Here is a 16855-nt window from a genome sequence, read left to right as displayed (position 1 = left end):
GCCGTCGTGAATGTCCGAACGGCGGTATAATCCGCTCAAACGCCCGCCATTTTCCGAATTTGCCGCCCTCGCAACGGACGCAGTCCGTACCCGCAAAAAAATCGCCCGATTTCAGTTGGCAGCATCGACTTAATATCGTATACGAAAATCACGATCATGGAGGATGATGTGGTTTCTGGTTCGAGCATGTGGACGGGCGTCTATCCCGCAGCGACGACGCAGTTCGCGGCGGATGGTTCGGTCGATATCGACGCGACGCAGCGTGGGTTGGTAGCGCTGGTCGAGGATGGTGTCGACGGGTTGATCCTGCTCGGCACCTGTGGCGAGAATAATTCGCTCGACGTAGCGGAAAAGCATGCGGTGCTGCGCGCCGGTGTCGAAGCGGTCGGCGGGCGCGTGCCGCTGGTATGCGGCGTGTCCGAATTCACGACGCACCGCGCGGCGGAGTTCGCGCAGGAGGTCGAGGCGATCGGCGTCGATGCGCTGATGCTGTTGCCGGCCATGGTCTATGTGCCGACGCCGAACGAACTGGCGACGCATTTTCGCACCGTTGCCGACGCGACCGGCCTGCCGATCATGTTGTACAACAATCCGCCCGCATACCGGGTGTCGGTCGACTTCGCGACGCTCGAGCTGCTCGATCCGGTCAAGAACATCGTCGCGGTCAAGGAAAGCGCGCCCGATCCGCGCCGCTTCACCGACGTCATCAACCGGTTCGGCGACCGCTATATCGTGATGGCGGGTCTGGACGACGTCGCGCTGGAGGGCATGTTGCTCGGCGCCAGCGGCTGGGTATCGGGCCTGACCAGCGCGTTCCCGCAGGAATCGGTCGCGCTGATCGCGGCGGTCTATCGTGGCGACTGGGAAGAGGCGCGGCGCATCTATCGCTGGTTCATGCCGCTGCTGCACCTCGATGCCGAACATGATCTGGTCCAGTCGATCAAGCTGGCCGAAGAGATCATGGGTCGCGGGTCGGAACGCGTCCGCCTGCCGCGCCTGCCGCTCGAAGGCGCGCGCCGGGCCGAGGTCATCGCGATGGTCGAAAAGTGCGCGGCGACCCGCCCGGTGCTCAAGGCGGCGCTCGCCGCCTGATGCGCCACACCTTCTTCTGCATCGACGGCCACACGGCGGGCAATCCCGTCCGTCTGGTGGCCGGGGGCGCGCCGCTGTTGCGGGGTGCCAGCATGGCGGAGCGGCGGCAGGATTTCCTGGCGCGGTTCGACTGGATCCGCACCGGGCTGTGTTTCGAGCCGCGCGGGCACGACATGATGTCGGGCGGGTTCCTGTACCCGCCGTGCGGCGATGCGGATGCGGCGATCCTGTTCATCGAGACATCGGGCTGCCTGCCGATGTGCGGGCACGGCACGATCGGAATGATCACCTTCGGGCTGGAGAACGGCCTGATCACCCCGCGCGAGCCGGGCAGGCTGCGCGTCGAGGTGCCGGCCGGCATCATCGACATCGATTATGTCGCCGAGGGCAACCGGGTGCGATCGGTCAAGATCCGCAACGTGCCCGCCTATCTGGCGGCGCGGGATGTGCGGATCGACGTGCCGGGCTTCGGCCCGCTGTCGATCGATGTCGCCTATGGCGGCAATTACTATGCGATCATCGAACCGCAGGGGGCCTATACCGGCCTCGACGATCTCGGCGCGGCGCGGCTCGTAGAGTTAAGCCGGACCATCCGCGAGCAGGTGCAGGCGATCTATGACCCCGTCCATCCGCTGGAACCGACGATCCGGGGCGTCAGCCATGTGCTGTGGGCCGACCGGCCGAAGGGCGACGGCGCGGACGGGCGCAACGCGGTCTTCTATGGCGAACGCGCGATCGACCGCAGCCCGTGCGGGACCGGCACGTCGGCGCGGCTGGCGCATCTGGCGGCGACCGGGCGGTTGCAGGTCGGCGACCGCTTCGTGCATGAAAGCTATATCGGCAGCCGCTTCGTCGGGCGGGTCGAGGCGGAGACGATGATCGGCGGGCAGGCCGCGATCATCCCGTCGATCGAGGGATCGGCGATCGCCACGGGATTCAACACGATCTGGATCGATCGCGAGGACCCGTTCTTCGCCGGATTCACCGTGGTATGATGCGGCACTAGAACACGAACGAGGGGGCAGGGGCTTGGCACGAGGGATATTGGGGCCGCTGAAGCCCCTTGACGCGAACGAGTCCGATCCGGACCGCAAGCTGCGCAAGACGCTGAGCTGGCCGCATCTGATCGCGCTGGGGATCGGCGCGATCGTCGGGACCGGCATCTATACGCTCACCGGGGTCGGCGCGGATCGGGCCGGGCCGGCGGTGATCCTGTCCTTTGCGATTGCGGGCGCGGTGTGCGCCTGCGCGGCGCTGGCCTATGCCGAGATGGCGACGCTGATCCCGACCGCCGGCAGCGCGTACACCTATACCTATTCGGTGATCGGCGAGAGTATCGCGTGGATCGTCGGGTGGAGCCTGATCCTCGAATATTCGCTGGCCTGTTCGACGGTGGCGGTCGGATGGTCCGCCTATCTGGTCGGATGGTTGCAGAGTGCCGGGGTGCATCTGCCGCCGCTGTTGCTGTCGGGGCCGCATGGCGGGGGACTGGTGAACCTGCCCGCCGTGCTGGTGGCGCTGGGCATCGCGGGCATGCTGGTGGCGGGGACCAAGGAGAGCGCGACGTTCAACATCGCGCTGGTCGCGATCAAGATGGTCGCGCTGGCGGTGTTCGTCTTCTTCGCGCTGCCGGCGTTTTCGGGCAGCAATTTCGAACCGTTCATGCCTTACGGCTTTGGCAGTCAGGTGCAGGGCGGGGCGACGCGCGGGGTGATGGCGGCGGCGGCGATCGTGTTCTTCGCCTTTTATGGCTTCGATGCGGTCGCGACCTCTGCCGAGGAGGCACGCAATCCGGGCCGCGACCTGACGATCGGGATCATCGGGTCGATGGCGGCGTGCACCGCCATCTATATGGGGGTCGCGGTCGCAGCGATCGGGGCGGTCAGCTATGTCGACCTCGGCCGCTCCGCCGAGCCGCTGGCCTATGTGTTGCGGACGTTGCAGCATCCGTTCGCGGCGTGGGCGATCGGGCTGGCGGCGCTGATCGCGCTGCCGTCGGTCATTCTGGTGATGATGTACGGGCAGAGCCGCATCTTCTTCGTGATGTCGCGCGACGGGTTGTTGCCGCGCTCGCTCAGCCGGGTGTCGGCGCGGACCGGGTCGCCGGCGCTGGTGACGATGGTGACCGGCGTGTTCGTGGCGGCGGTGGCGGGCTTCTTCCGGCTCGACGAGATCGCCGAACTGGCGAATGCGGGGACGCTGCTGGCGTTCATCGCGGTCGCGACGTGCATGATGGTGCTGCGCAAGCGGGCACCCGACATGCCGCGCGTGTTCCGCTGCCCCGCGCCGTTCGTGGTGGGGACGCTGGCGATCCTCGGCTGTCTGTACCTGCTGGTCAGCCTGCCGACGCAGACGCTGGTCCGGTTCGGATTGTGGAACGTGGTCGGGGTCGTCTTCTACCTCGGCTATGGCCGTGCGCGCAGTCTGGTGCGCGCACGCGGATGATCGAGCGCGCGCCCGCGACCGCGATCGTCATCGGCGACGGCGTCGTCGGGCTGAACGTCGCGCTGGCGCTGCAACGGCGCGGCACGGCGGTGACGATCGTCGCGCCCGATGCTCCATGGCGGGGCGCGTCATGGGGCAATGCCGGGCATATCGCGGTCGAACAGGTCGAACCGCTCGCGTCGCTGGCGACGATCCGGAGCGTGCCGGGCCGGCTGTTCTCGCGCGGGGGCGCGCTGGCGTTGCCGCCGCGCGCGATCGGAGCGTGGTTGCCGTTCAGTTTGCGGATGTTGCTCGCGGCGCGTCCGGCGCGGTTCCGGCGTGGCAAGGCGGCACTGTCGGCGCTGCTCGCGACCGCGATCCCCGCGTGGCGACAGGTGCTGGCGGAGGCGGACGCGGATGACCTGCTGCGCGTCGACGGGCATTTCGTGGTGTGGGAAACGCCGGACAGCGCGGCGCGGGGCCGGCGCGGATGGATGGCGGCCGATACCGGCACCGCGAGCGTGCGCGATGCGACGCCTGAGGAACTGGCGCAGCTTCGCGCCCTGACCGACGTTCCGATCGCCGGCGCGATCCGGTTCGTCGGCAGCGGGCAGATCGTCGATACGACCGCCCTGGGCGAGGCGCTGACCACGCGCTTCGCGGCGCAGGGCGGGACGTTCGTGCGGGGCCGGGTGCGCGCGGTCGGCCGCGACGGGCGGGTGACGCTGGACGACGGTACGACCCACGCCGCTGACGTGGCGGTGGTCGCGGCCGGGGCGGCGTCCGCCGCGCTGGTCGCGCCGGCCGGCCTGTCCGCGCCGCTGATCGCCGAGCGCGGCTATCATATCGAAGGGAATCCGGGCGACTGGCCCGCCGATATGCCGCCGGTGGTGTTCGAGGACCGCTCGATGATCGTCACCCGCTTCGCCCATCGGCTGCGCGCGGCGAGCATCGTCGAATTCGCGCGGATCGACATGGCCCCCGACCCCCGGAAATGGGCGCGGTTGCGCGGGCACGTTGCCAGCCTCGGCCTGTCGATCGGCGCACCGGTCGAACCGTGGATGGGCGCACGGCCGACGCTGCCCGACTATCTGCCCGCGATCGGGCGGCGCGGGGCGATCGCCTATGCCTTTGGCCATCAGCATCTCGGTCTCACGCTGTCGGCGACGACCGGCGAGGCGCTGGCGGCGCTGCTGCATGGCGAGACGCCGGCGGTCGACCTGACGCCGTTCGATCTGGGACGTTTCGGGTGAGGCGCGGTTGCGCGTCGTCCTGCCGCCAAGTTAAGGCAGCAATCCCGGACTACCCCGACCGGGCGAGGCGCTTTCCATGACCGGCATCATCATCCGCAACCTGTCCGACCAGCTCGTCGATCTGGTCCGCGACCGCATTCTTGCCGGCAGGGTCGAGCAGGACCGGGCAATCCGGCAGGACGCGCTGGCCGCCGAACTGGGGGTCAGCAAGATCCCGCTGCGCGAGGCGCTGACCCGATTGGAGCAGGAAGGACTGCTGCGGTCGCGCGCCAATCACGGCTATTTCGTGCGCGAGCTCACCATCGACGAAGCCGAGGAAGTCTATGCCCTGCGTCTGCGGCTGGAGCCGGAGATTGCGGCGGCGGCGGCAGTGCGCGCGACCGAGGCGGAGCGCGAGACGGCGACCCGGACCCTTGCGCGACTCGACGCGGCCACCAACGCGCATGGCGAAGGGGTCGGTGCGTTCAACCGCGCCTTCCACCTCGCGCTGCTGCGCCCGTCGCGTCAGCCGATCACCACGACGGTCCTGGAGCGGCTGCACGTGCTGGGCGAACGCTATGTCCGCAAGCATCTGGAGCCGCTCGGTCGCGACCAGCGTGCGAACGACGAACATGCCGAGCTGCTCGATCGCTGGCTGGCCCGCGATGCCGTGGCGGTGCGTGAGGCGATGTACGGCCATATCGAGCAGACGGTGGTCGACCTGCGCCGCGAATTCCAGAGCGACGCGCCCGCCGCCTGACGGGCGGCACCAACCGGTATCACGCCATCGTCACCAACGGTGCCGATCGTCATACCGTGACGATTTTCATCCCTGTCCCGCATGGAAGCGACACCACAGGCCTCGATCTGACAATTTTACTGCTCGTACATAGTATAATATATTTGATGACTCCGTTTCGATGTGTATGTTCCTCCCAAACAACGGGGGGTTGACGATGCAACGTATGACGAGATTGCTGGCATCCGCGGCGGTGACCGCGCTGGTGCTTGGGAACGCCTTGCCGGCCTTCGCGCAGGCGACGACCGATGGTCAGGTCGCCGGCGAAGCGAGCGAGAGTGGTGACGAGGTCATCACCGTCACCGGCACGCGCCTTGCCCAGCCGGGGGTGATGAGCAACAGCCCGATCACGACCGTCGATGCCGCCGAGATCCGGTTGCAGGGCGCAACCAATATCGAGAGCGTCCTCAATCGCCTGCCGCAGATCACGCCGGACGCGAACGAGAATGTGTCGAACGGATCGGACGGGACCGCGAAGGTGAACCTGCGCAACCTCGGCAGCAATCGTAACCTCGTGCTCGTCAACGGGCAGCGCCTGCTGCCGATCCAGGCGACCGACCTGAACTTCATCCCGTCGTTCATGGTGCAGCGGGTCGACGTCGTGACCGGCGGCGCGTCGGCGGTGTACGGGTCCGACGCGGTATCGGGCGTCATCAACTTCGTGCTGCGCGATAATCTGAACGGTGTGAAGACCGACGTGCAATATGGCTTTTCGGCGCATCAGAACGACAATGCCGCGAACCGTGCGCGGGTCGTCGGCGCGGGGTTCACCCCGGCGTTGCGCAGCCCGGTCGATGGACAGCGTTTCGACGCGAACATCGCGCTGGGTGCCAATTTCGCCGAGGATCGCGGCAACGTGACCGCCTATTTCGGCTATCGCGACGTGAAGCCGATCCTGCAATATAACCGCGACGTATCGGCCTGCGCGCTCGATCCGGTGTTCTCCGGCACGCCGTCGGCGGCGACGTCGCTGACCTGTGGTGGATCGTCGAACAATCAGTATGGGCGGTTCGTGCCGCTGCGCTCGGGCATCGCCGCCGGCGGGTATAACAATACCAAGGACGGTCAGAAGACCTGGGTCCAGTATAACCCCGACTTCCGCTACAACTACGCGCCGCTGAATTACTTCCAGCGCAATGACACCCGCTTCATCGCCGGTGCCTTTGCGAAGTATGAAGTCAATCCGGCCGTGGAAGTCTATGGCAGCTTCATGTTCATGGACGATCGCACCAATTCGCAGGTCGCGCCGTCGGCCCTGTTCCAGGGGTATCCGTACTCGATCAACTGCAACAACCCGCTGATGAGCGCACAGCAGGCAGGGTTGCTGTGCGGCAGCGCGGCGGCGGGCACCAACGTCAACCAGGACGTCTATATCGGCTATCGTCCGGTCGCCGCCCCGGCCCAGCCGCGCCGCGACGACCTGCGTCACACCGACTATCGCGTCAGCGGCGGTTTCCGGGGCGAGATCGCGCCGGGTATCCGCTACGATGCCAATGCGCTGTTCTCGACGGTGATTTATAACGAGACGTATCGGAACGACATCGACCCGCAACGCGCCAACCGCGCGCTGAAGGTCGATCTGGTCAATGGCGTGCCGACGTGCCGTTCGGTCGTCGACGGTTCGGACCCGAGCTGCGTTCCGCTCAACGTCTTCCAGTTCGGCGGGCCGACCGCGGCGGCGCTCGCCTATGTCTATGCGCCGACCAGCACCGAAGGGCTGGACAAGGAAACGGTCCTGTCGGGCACGCTGACCGTCGATGGCGGCGAATATGGCGTGAAGCTGCCATGGGCCGATAGCGGGATCGGCGCGGTCTTCGGCGTCGAGCATCGTCGTGAATCGCTCGAATTCCGGGCCGACGCGCTGGCGCTCGCCAAGGGCACGAAGGAGATCGAGGGCGGTTTCAATGTGACCGAAGGGTTCACCGAAGTCCGGGTGCCGATCGTCGAGGACCGGCCGTTCTTCAGGGAACTGTCGCTGACCGGCGGCTATCGCTTCTCGAACTACAGCACCAACGACAAGGGCATTTCCACCTACAAGGGTGAAATCGCCTGGGCGCCGTCGCGCGACCTGCGCCTGCGCGGCGGATATAACCGCGCGATCCGGGCACCCAATATTTCCGAACTGTTCGGGGCGCAAAGCCCGGGCAACGTGACGACGCAGGACCCGTGCTCCGGCACCAGCCCGGCGGCGACGTTGCAGCAGTGCCAGAATACCGGCGTCACCGCCGCGCAATATGGCAACATCATCGAATGCCCGAGCGAGCAGTGCACGGGCTTCTTCGGCGGCAACCAGGCGTTGCGCCCCGAAGAGGCGGACACCTACACCGCCGGGCTGGTGCTGACCCCGCGCTTCGCCAAGCGGTTGATGCTGTCGGTCGATTATTTCAACATCAAGGTGAAGGACTATATCGGCGTGATCCCGGTCACGCTGACGATCAGCCAGTGCATCGCGACCGGCGATCCGTTCTTCTGTTCGCTGTTCAACCGCAATCCGCGCAACGGCGTGCTGTTCGGCGGCGACGCGACGACCGCTGGCTTCGTCACCTCCACGACGCAGAATACCGGTTCGCTCGCCACCAGCGGTCTCGACCTCGGGGTAAACTACGGGGTCGACACCGGCCTCGGCGATTTCAGCGTGAGCATGGTCGGAACGTGGCTGCGCGAACTGACGACCGAGCCGCTGCCGGGCCTGGGCACCTATGACTGCAAAGGCCTGTTCGGCGGGACCTGCGGCCAGCCGAGCCCGGAGTGGCGCCACCAGGCGCGCTTCACCTGGACCTCCACCGACGGCAAGGGGTCGATCTCGCTCAACTGGCGCTACATCGGGGCGACGAAGAACTCGTTCAACACCGATGATGAGAACCTGAAGGGATCGACCTATGTCGTGAATTCGCGCCTGCCGGTCGCCAACTATTTCGATCTGGCGGCCAGCGCGACGGTGATGAAGGATGTGGCGCTGCGCATCGGCGTCAACAACCTGCTCGACCGCGACCCGCCGGCGATCGCGCAGGGCGTGCTGGCGTCCTTTGGCAACGGCAACACCTATCCCGGCGTGTACGATGTCGCCGGACGGACCTTCTTCGTCGGTCTGTCGGCCGAATTCTGAGGAAGGATACCGGTGGCCGGTGCCCCTGCGGTATCGGCCACCGGGCAAGGGAGAAAAAGCAATGATCGGTCGCGTCGCGCTTGCCATGCTGGTGTCCACACTGGCGGTCGCGACCGCCACCGCGCAGACGGCGGCACCGGCCGAATGGGAGCGGCCGGAGGTCATCCGGATCGGTGCCGAACCGATGCACGCGACGTTCGACGGCTTCGAGACGCGGGCACTCGCGCTGCGCGACGATCCGGTCCGATCGCGCTATCACCTGTCGCTGGACGGCCAGTGGCGGTTCCACCGATCGGCGACCCCCGAAACGCGGCCGGTCGGCTTCGAACGGCCCGACTATGACGTCGCTGGCTGGGGCACGGTGGCGGTGCCCGGCATCCTGCAGGCGCAGGGGCAGGGGACGCCGGTGTTCGTCGGATCGGGTTATCCGTTTCCGATGGACCAGCCCCGGATCGACCACAGGCTGAACGAGGTCGGGTCGTATCGCCGCGAGGTGACGGTGCCGGCGCACTTTACCGGGCGGCGGATGCTGCTGACGATCGGGGCGGCGGGTGCGGCCTATTATCTATGGGTGAACGGGCAGCGGATCGGCTATTCCGAGGACTCGAAGCTGCCCGCCGAGTTCGACGTGACGGCGGCGATGCGGCCGGGGCGCAACACGGTCGCGATCGAACTGTATCGCTATGCCGATGGCAGCTATCTGGAAGATCAGGATTTCTGGCGGGTCAACGGGATCGAGCGCAGCGTGACGCTGTACGCCGCGCCGGCGACGCATCTGCGCGACATCGATGTACGTGCCGGGCTGGCGAACGGGTTTCGCGACGGCACGCTGGCGCTGAACGTCGCGGTGGCGGGGGCGAACGCGACGGTGCGCGTGCGGGCGAGCGTTCTCGATGGCGGGCGGGCGGTACTGACGCGTGAGGGCGCGCCGGATGCGCAGCGCACCGTCCGGCTGACCGGCGACCTGCCGGCGGTGCGGGCATGGAGCGCCGAGACGCCCGATCTCTATACGCTGTTGGTCGAACTGCTCGATGCGAAGGGGCGGGTGGTCGAGGCGACGCAGCGCCGGATCGGATTCCGCACCGTCGCGATCGAGGATGGCGAGGTGCGCGTCAACGGCCGGCGGATCATGATCCGCGGCGTCAACCGGCACGAACATGACCCGCATACCTTCCGGATCGTGTCCGAAGCGACGCTGCGCCGCGATCTGGAATTGATGAAGGCGGCGAACGTCAACGCGGTCCGCACGTCGCATTACCCCAACGACCCGCGCCTGTACGAACTGGCCGATGCGGTCGGGCTGTACGTGATGGACGAGGCCAATATCGAGAGTCACGGCTATCTGTCGCAGGCGCAGCAGAGCGGCGATTTCGAAGGCACGCTGCTCGGCTACAAGCCGGAATGGAAGGCCGCGCATCTCGACCGGGTCGAACGGATGGTGGAGCGCGACAAGAACCATCCCTCGATCCTCTTCTGGTCGCTGGGCAACGAGACCGGTGTCGGCACCAGTTTCGAAGCGGCGGCGAAATGGGTGAAGGCGCGCGACGACACCCGGCTGGTCAGCTTTCTGGGGCACAGCATGAGCGGGTGGCGGCACCCGACCAATGCCTATGTCGATATCTTCGCGCCGATGTACGACGATGTCGAAAAGATGGTCGATTATGCCGAACGGCCCGAATTCACCCAGCCGCTGATCCTGTGCGAATATGCCCATGCGATGGGCAACAGCCTCGGCAATTTTGAGGACTATTGGGACGTTATCCGTGCCCACCGGAAATTACAGGGCGGGTTCGTGTGGGACTGGGTCGACCAGACCATTCTGCGCAAGGACGCGGCGGGGCGCGACTATTGGGCACAGGGCCGCGATTTCGTTGCCGACGGCGACGACAGCCCGGTCGGTGACGGCGTCATCCGGTCGGACCGGACGCCCGATCCCGAATATTACGAGATGGCGAAGGTCTATGCCCCGATCGCGTTCGCGCGGGCGGGCGACGGGTTCGTCGTGCTGAACCGGCACGACCATATCGACCTGTCGCGCTTCACGCTCGATTATGCGGTGCTGGAGGACGGGCGCGCGGTCGCGACGGGGCGGGTGGCGATACCGGCCGTCGCGGCGGGGCAGCGCGCGCCGCTGTCGCTGACGCTGCCGCCCGCGCGCGATGCCGCGGCGGAACGGATGCTGGTGCTGCGCGCGCGGACTAAGGCGGGGGCGATCCCGCTGGTCGCGGCGGGGCATGTCGTCGGGTACGAACAATTCGCGCTGTCGCCGCCGCGTCCGCTGGCCGCGGCGCAGGGCAGCACGCCACCGGTCGATGGCGGCGACGTCCTGCGGCTGGCGGCGGGCGATGCGGTGCTGGAGATCGATGGGGCGACCGGGCTGGTCCGGCGCTATGCGCGCGGGCGGACGACGTTGCTGAGCGGCGGTGCGCCCGATTTCTGGCGGGCGCCGACCGACAACGACGTCGGCACCGGCATGACCAAGAGCCACCGGATGTGGGAGCAGTTCAGCAACAACCGGCGGCTGGATGCGATCGCGATCGACGGCGATGCGATCGTCGTTCGTCATGACATGGGCGTGGGATCGGTGAAGGTCACGACGCGCTGGACGATGGATGCCGGCGGCGTGGCGCGGGCGGCGGTACGGTTCGTGCCGCTGCGCGACAACCTGCCCGATCCGCCGCGCATCGGCATGCAGTTCCGGACGCCGCCGTCGCTCGACCGCATCCGCTGGTACGGGCGCGGGCCGTGGGAAAGCTATGCCGATCGCAAGACAGCGGCGCTGGTCGGCGAGTATGCCGGCACGCTGGCCGAGCAATATCATGGCTATGCCCGGCCGCAGGAATCGGGGACCAAGCAGGATGTGCGCTGGATCGCGGTGACCGGTGCCGACGGGGCCGGCGTGCGGGTTACCGGTGACCGGCCGCTGGCGGTGAACGCGCTGCCCTTTCCCTATGCCGATCTGATGGAAAAGCCGCCGGCCAAGGCGCATAGCAGCGACATCCGCCCGCATGGCGACGGCACGCTGCTGATCGATGTGGCGCAGAGCGGCGTCGGCGGGGATACCGGATGGAGCACCGACGGGCGGCCGCACATGCGCTATCGCGTGCCGCTCCGCCCGACCGACTGGACGTTCACGCTGGAGGCGGCACGATGAAGCGGTTGTTACTGGCGCTCGCACTGCTGGCAGGGCCGGTGCAGGCGCAGACCGATCCCCGGGTCGCGCAGTCGATCGCGCTGCGCGAACGATGGCAGTGGCTGACCCGCGACATCGCCTTTCCGGCGGAATGGGACGCGGACGGGCGGCACTTCCATTATCGTAAGACGGTCGCGGGCGGGTTCGCGTTCGTCGACGTCGATACCGCGACGCGCGCCAAGTCGGCGGCGTTCGATGCGGCGGCGGTGGCGAAGGGGCTTGGCAAGGCGCAGGGACAGGTGGTCGATCCGCTGCGGCTGCCGTTTGAGCATTTCGATTTCGAGGGCGGGCGGCGCGCGATCCGTTTCGCGATCGATGATGCGCCGTGGCGTTGCACGCTGACCGACTATGTCTGCGCGCCGGTCGACGAACCGGGCCGGCGACCGCGCGGGTTCGGCGTGGTGCGGGACCTGAAGGTGCCGGCGCTGAACGTGCCGCAGCGCTCGCCCGACGGCGCGCGGGAGGCGCTGGTGGTCGACGACAATCTGGTCGTGCGCGGCGCGAACGGCGGTGCGGAGGCGTGGCGCAGTCAGGACGGCAGTCCCGGCGATTTCTACGATCCCGAGACGCTCGTCTGGTCCCCCGATGGCAAATGGGTGGCGCTGTACCGGGTGCGGCCCGGCTATCGCCGGATCGTGACGCGGGTGGTGTCGTCGCCGGTGGGGCAGGTGCAGCCCAAATTGGCCGAGCAGCTGTATCCCAAGCCCGGCGATGCGATCGATCAGGAGCGGCCGGTACTCTTCGAGGCGGCGACCGGACGGCGGATCGACGTGTCCGACGCGTTGTTCCCCAACCCGTGGCAACTGGGTGATATCCAGTGGCGCAAGGACGGCCGCAGCTTCGCGTTCGAGTATCTGCGGCGCGGGTTTCAGCAGGCGAAGGTGATCGCGGTCGATACCGCCACCGGCACGGCGCGTGCCGTTATCGGTGAGGATGCGAAGACCTTCGTCTTCAACGAACGCCGCTTCGTGCACGACGTGAAGGGCGAGGGGCGCGAACTGATCTGGGCATCGGAGCGCGATGGCTGGCGGCATCTGTATTGGGTCGACGGCGCGACCGGGCGGGTGCGGCCGATCACGCGGGGACGCTGGGTCGTGCGCGATATCGCCCGCATCGATGACGATGCGCGGCGCATCTGGTTTTCGGCCGGCGGGGTGACCCCGGGCGAGGACCCGTATCACAAACACTGGTTCCGGATCGATTTCGACGGGCGCAACCTGACCCGGCTGACCGATGGCGACGAAACGCACGAGGCGCGCTTCTCGCCCGACGGCACCAGTTTCGTCGACGTGCATTCGCGCACCGACCTGCCGGAAGTGACCGACCTGCGCGATGCGTCGAGCGGCCGGATCATCGCGACGCTGGAGCGCGGCGACGTGCGCGCGCTGACCGCCGCCGGCTATCGCCCGCCCGAGCCGTTCGTCGCAAAGGGACGCGACGGGACCACCGACATCTACGGGATGGTAGTGCGGCCGCGCGACTATGATCCGGGCAAGCGATACGCGGTGATCGAGAACATCTATGCCGGACCGCACGACAGCTTCGTGCCGAAGGGATATTGGCCGTTCGGCGGGTTTTCGGGCGGCGACAAGGCGATGGGGATGCAGCAGATCGCCGATCTGGGCTTCATCGTGGTGATGATCGACGGCATGGGCACGGCCAACCGGTCGAAGGCGTTCCATGACGTCGCGTGGAAGAATCTGGCCGACAGCGGCTTTCCCGACCGGATCGCATGGATGAAGGCACTGGCGGCGAAGGACGCGTCGGTCGATCTGTCGCGGGTCGGCATCTATGGCGGGTCGGCGGGCGGGCAGAGTACGCTCAACGCGCTGCTGTTCCATCCCGACTTCTACAAGGCGGGGGTCGCGTTCGCGGGATGTTTCGACAACCGCATGGACAAGATCGACTGGAACGAACAATGGCTCGGCTGGCCGGTCGATGCGAGCTATCTGGCGGCGTCGGGCGTGGTCCATGCCGACAAGCTGCGCGGCAAGCTGTTGCTGGTGGTCGGCGAACAGGATTCGAACGTCGATCCGGCGTCGACGATGCAGGTCGTCGACGCGCTGATCCGTGCGGACAAGGATTTCGAACTGCTGGTCGTCCCCAACGGCGAACATTCCGCCGGCCGGTCGACCGGGCCGGTCGCCTATGGGCAACGGCGCGAATACGACTTCTTCCTGCGCGCGCTGGGTGGGGCGCGGTAGGCATACCCCATCCGTCATCCCCGCGAAGGCGGGGATCCAGACGCGCAGGTCCGGCGATGGAGGCGCAGTCGTCAGAGGTTCTGGATCCCCGCCTCCGCGGGGATGACGGTGGTGGCTAGCGCGGGGACAGGGTCACCGTCGTGGCGGTCGACGACAGCGCGACGGTCGTGAATCCCCGCTCCGAAACACCCTTGTCGATCGTATAGACCGCACCGCCCGCCGGTGCCTCGACCGACAGATGCGCGACCGGCGTGGTCGCGGTCGCCGGGTCGAGCGTCAGTTCGATGCGGCGCGTTGCCGGCAGCCAGCGGGCGCGCGCGATCGTTCCCGCCGCCAGCGTGATCCATTGTCCGGCGAGGGCGATGAACAGCCGGGTCCGCGCCCCGTCGCGCGGTTCGATCGCGATCGCCCCGCCATCCTCGCGCGCGATACCGCCAAAGCCCAGCCAGCCAAAGGTCGGGTCCTTCACCAGATAGGTCGCGGCGGCATAGGCATGGCCGAAATAGCCCATGCCGTAATCGCCGGTATAGGCATCCCAGCGCATCATGTCGGGTTCGGAGTGGAACGCCGCCGAGGCGAAGCCCTCGCGGTCGACATTGGTGATGCCGCCCATGAACCCGCCATAGGCGACGCGCAGCAAATGGAGATCGGCCGGATCGCGGCGATAGGCGTCGAACAACGGGACGGCGTTCAGCGCGGAGCCGTAATGATGGATCTGACGCTCGATCCGCTTCACCTTGCCGCCGTAGAGGAAGTCCCAGTAACGGCGTGCATTGCCGTTATAACCCCAGTGCGGGATCGTCGGGTCGTATCCCAGGATCACCTCGCGCGTGACCGCTGCCTCGCGCGGGTGGTCGAAATAGCGCATCCACGCATAGACCTCGGGCTGGCCGGTCGAATCCCACGCCATCTCGCTGCCGAACGGATAGGCGAGCGTGCGCCAGTGATCGGCGCGCGCCTTCATCAATCCCTCCACTTCGCGCGCGTCGTCGGTCAGCCCCTCACGCTTCAGGTCGGCGAGGATCTCGACGAAGATTTCGCCCTCCATCTGCCCGAACTGCGCATAGTGCGGCGCGTCGCGCATCATCGCAACGGTCGTGCGCGCGGCCATGGCGAGGTAGAAGCGCCAGTCGTGGCGGGTGACCAGCCCGGCGTGATGGCGTGCGAGCCGATACAGCACCCAATGCCCGATCGCGACATGCGGGTAATTGTACGAACGGCCCAGATCGTCGGCCTGTTTCCTGTCCCACGACGCCCAGGTCGACCAGTCGATGCCCTTGTCGTAATAGGACCCGAACGCCTTGGGATCATAATAGAACAGGCTTTTCTTCACCCCGCCGCTCGCCATCTGCAACCGGCCGAGCACGGTTTCGTCGACCATTTGCTCCAGCTTCGCGACCTCGCCGGCATCGGGATGGTCGAGCTGCTTCATGGTCGCGGCCACCCATGCGCCGCCGCCGCCCTCGTCGCTCATCCCCGCGATCCAGACGCGCTGGTCCTGCGTGACGATGCGGTTCGCCTCGCGATCGTAGGTGAGGATCGCGGGCGCGCGGTGGAACGGGTCGACGGCGTCGTCGAACCATTGCCGCGTCGTGCTGAAGCGGCCGAGATCGGCGGCGACCTGCGCGAGTGGCTTGGTGACGTAGTAATGGACGCTCTGCACGCTGCCATCGGCATAGGTGATCGCGACCCGCGCCCGGCCCCAGCCGGTGCCGGTGACGCGCCAGCGGTTCCAGCCCGCCGGGCCGGCGACGCGGGTCAGGGTCAGCGCATCGGCAGGGGTGACGGCGACGTCGCGCACCGGCTGCGCGGCACGGACGAACAGGTCGGCGGGGCTGTCGGTGGGGACGACATAGCCGGGGAAGCCGATCGCGACCGGGCGGCGTTCCGCCTGCAGCGTGGGCTCGATCGCGCGGATCGACGGCGCGGCGACCAGCCGCACGCCGAAGGTCCGGCGCTCGCCCGGAGCGAGCGTGAAGCCGGTCGCGGGGTTCCATGGCTGCCCCTTGTCGGCCATCGCGGCACTGGCGACCATCCAGTCGTAAAAGCCCTCGAACGTCTGCTGGCGCGGCGTGCGATCGGTGAAGACGCTGCCCGCGCCCTTCCGCCGCGCATCGTCGAGGATGCGATATTGTTCGAGCGGGGTGCGGCCATCGGGTACGACCAGCAGCGCAGGCCCCTTCCCGTTGAGGCGCGTGACCTGAAGATAGCCGGCGTCGTTGCCGATATACGGGTCGACGAAGCTCGCCTGCGCATGCGCCTGTTCCAGCGAACGATCGGTGATGATGTTGTCGAACACCATCGGCATCCCCAGCGCGCCGACCTCGACCGGCGTGGTGCCGCGATTGACGAGGGTAAAGCGCAGCACCGGCGTGCCGCGCTCACGCAGCCAGGTGCGCTCGACGGTGAGCGGGAACCCCGCGCCCATCGTCGCGGTCATGTCGGCGCGCGCGATCACGGTGCCGGCGGCCGGCAGCGCGCGGACCGGAACGCGGTGCTGCGCCGACGAGAAGTCGCGCCACGTGCCACCGGTGCTGCGGACGCGCAGGTGGAGATCGCCGATCTGGTTGAAGCCGTCGCCGTTGCGCGTCGCTGCCCGCCCGCTGGGTACGAAATCGAACGCCGGTTCGGCGGCGGGGGACAGGGTGCGCAGCGTCTGGCTGGCGGGATCGAGGGTGAGCGTCAGCGTGCTCGCGGGGTGGCGCACCGGCGCGGGGGCGGCGGTCAGCATCGCGCTGGCCCCCAGCGACAACATCGTGCCCAATGCCACGCTGCCCAGATATACCGTGTATCGCCGCATCACCC

At 67.5% G+C, this 16855-nt stretch carries 9 protein-coding genes; 8 read left to right on the top strand and 1 reads right to left on the bottom strand.

The genetic code is table 11. The features are described 5' to 3' along the window. The first annotated feature begins 156 nt into the window (after positions 1 to 156). The 8 genes from ASE70_RS06530 (at position 157) to ASE70_RS06495 (ending at position 14050) form a co-directional block, all read left to right on the top strand. Entirely contained in the window at positions 157 to 1092 is a 936-nt protein-coding gene (locus tag ASE70_RS06530) for a dihydrodipicolinate synthase family protein (protein ID WP_056502678.1), read from the top strand. After that, entirely contained in the window at positions 1092 to 2087 is a 996-nt protein-coding gene (locus ASE70_RS06525; protein ID WP_056502735.1) for a 4-hydroxyproline epimerase, read from the top strand. Before ASE70_RS06530 ends, ASE70_RS06525 begins: the two co-directional genes overlap by 1 nt. A 34-nt stretch (positions 2088 to 2121) precedes the next feature. Further along, positions 2122 to 3537, top strand: coding sequence for an amino acid permease (locus ASE70_RS06520; RefSeq protein WP_056398561.1), 1416 nt, complete (start codon positions 2122 to 2124; stop codon positions 3535 to 3537). Then, positions 3534 to 4769, top strand: coding sequence for an NAD(P)/FAD-dependent oxidoreductase (locus ASE70_RS06515; protein ID WP_156356059.1), 1236 nt, complete (start codon positions 3534 to 3536; stop codon positions 4767 to 4769). The genes ASE70_RS06520 and ASE70_RS06515 overlap by 4 nt, the downstream gene beginning before the upstream one ends. 76 nt (positions 4770 to 4845) lie before the next feature. Continuing rightward, positions 4846 to 5508, top strand: a complete 663-nt coding sequence (locus ASE70_RS06510; RefSeq protein ID WP_056502675.1) for a GntR family transcriptional regulator — start codon at positions 4846 to 4848, stop codon at positions 5506 to 5508. A 196-nt stretch (positions 5509 to 5704) separates the two neighbouring features. Continuing rightward, positions 5705 to 8653: a TonB-dependent receptor domain-containing protein gene (locus tag ASE70_RS06505; RefSeq protein ID WP_056502672.1), complete on the top strand. Its 2949-nt coding sequence runs from the start codon at positions 5705 to 5707 to the stop codon at positions 8651 to 8653. Between the two features lie 61 nt (positions 8654 to 8714). Next, entirely contained in the window at positions 8715 to 11807 is a 3093-nt protein-coding gene (locus ASE70_RS06500) for a glycoside hydrolase family 2 TIM barrel-domain containing protein (protein WP_235519637.1), read from the top strand. Further along, entirely contained in the window at positions 11804 to 14050 is a 2247-nt protein-coding gene (locus tag ASE70_RS06495) for a S9 family peptidase (protein ID WP_056502669.1), read from the top strand. Before ASE70_RS06500 ends, ASE70_RS06495 begins: the two co-directional genes overlap by 4 nt. A 115-nt stretch (positions 14051 to 14165) precedes the next feature. Here ASE70_RS06495 and ASE70_RS06490 read toward each other — a convergent pair whose 3' ends face one another. Further along, a complete protein-coding gene (locus ASE70_RS06490; protein WP_056502667.1) occupies positions 14166 to 16850 on the bottom strand; it encodes a DUF5695 domain-containing protein in 2685 nt (894 codons plus the stop codon). Positions 16851 to 16855 lie beyond the last annotated feature (5 nt).

This window comes from Sphingomonas sp. Leaf22 (assembly GCF_001421715.1).
GTDB lineage: Bacteria > Pseudomonadota > Alphaproteobacteria > Sphingomonadales > Sphingomonadaceae > Sphingomonas.
This window is presented reverse-complemented; position numbering and strand designations above follow the sequence as displayed.

Coding starts and splice junctions, on each gene's coding strand:
- ASE70_RS06530 (WP_056502678.1), top strand. CDS start 157: ATGGAGGATGATGTGGTTTCTGGTTCGAGCATGTGGACGGGCGTCTAT.
- ASE70_RS06510 (WP_056502675.1), top strand. CDS start 4,846: ATGACCGGCATCATCATCCGCAACCTGTCCGACCAGCTCGTCGATCTG.
- ASE70_RS06515 (WP_156356059.1), top strand. CDS start 3,534: ATGATCGAGCGCGCGCCCGCGACCGCGATCGTCATCGGCGACGGCGTC.
- ASE70_RS06495 (WP_056502669.1), top strand. CDS start 11,804: ATGAAGCGGTTGTTACTGGCGCTCGCACTGCTGGCAGGGCCGGTGCAG.
- ASE70_RS06525 (WP_056502735.1), top strand. CDS start 1,092: ATGCGCCACACCTTCTTCTGCATCGACGGCCACACGGCGGGCAATCCC.
- ASE70_RS06500 (WP_235519637.1), top strand. CDS start 8,715: ATGATCGGTCGCGTCGCGCTTGCCATGCTGGTGTCCACACTGGCGGTC.
- ASE70_RS06490 (WP_056502667.1), bottom strand. CDS start 16,850: ATGCGGCGATACACGGTATATCTGGGCAGCGTGGCATTGGGCACGATG.
- ASE70_RS06505 (WP_056502672.1), top strand. CDS start 5,705: ATGCAACGTATGACGAGATTGCTGGCATCCGCGGCGGTGACCGCGCTG.